The organism is Deltaproteobacteria bacterium (assembly GCA_011773515.1).
In the GTDB taxonomy this organism is placed as follows: domain Bacteria; phylum Desulfobacterota; class Deferrimicrobia; order J040; family J040; genus WVXK01.
This window is the reverse complement of sequence record WVXK01000100.1, coordinates 4,461-4,886: the sequence shown is the minus strand read 5'-3', so window position 1 is coordinate 4,886 and position 426 is coordinate 4,461. Positions and strand designations below refer to the sequence as shown.

Annotated in this window: 1 protein-coding gene; it reads left to right on the top strand. The window is 49.1% G+C overall.

All coding sequences use genetic code 11. The features are described from left to right. Nucleotides 1-22: 22 nt before the first annotated feature. A partial coding sequence (locus GTN70_10915; protein ID NIO17476.1) for a hypothetical protein occupies nt 23-426 on the top strand: 404 nt, incomplete at its 3' end.

Sequence of the window (426 nt, the reverse complement as noted above, 5' to 3'; positions counted from 1 at the left end):
GCTGACGATTACGCGGGGCAAATTGAAAGGAAAAAAGAATACCGTCCCTTTCTCCAGCATCAGGAAGGTCTATCACAGAATTTATGGCCAGGAGGACAACTTCATCGTCGATCAAAGAGGCAACAACAGCGGCGGGCAGTCTTCTCTGTCTATAGTTTTTCTCGATATCACAGACATGCCCAATGAAACGATTTACATGGAGAGCTACGAGAGGGCCGGCAAGGCCACGAAAGAGGCAAGGCAGATTATTTCGAGAATACAGGGGATAGTCGATGAGATCGCCCACTTTATCTGGAAACCCGTGGTTATCGAATGCAAGGAGATCGGTTTCTTCGTTGACATGGAAAAGAGGCTGATGCTCTTTCGCGGGCAATCTATTCCCCTGAGCAATATATGGCTGGTCCAGACCGTAGAGACGGACAGGGG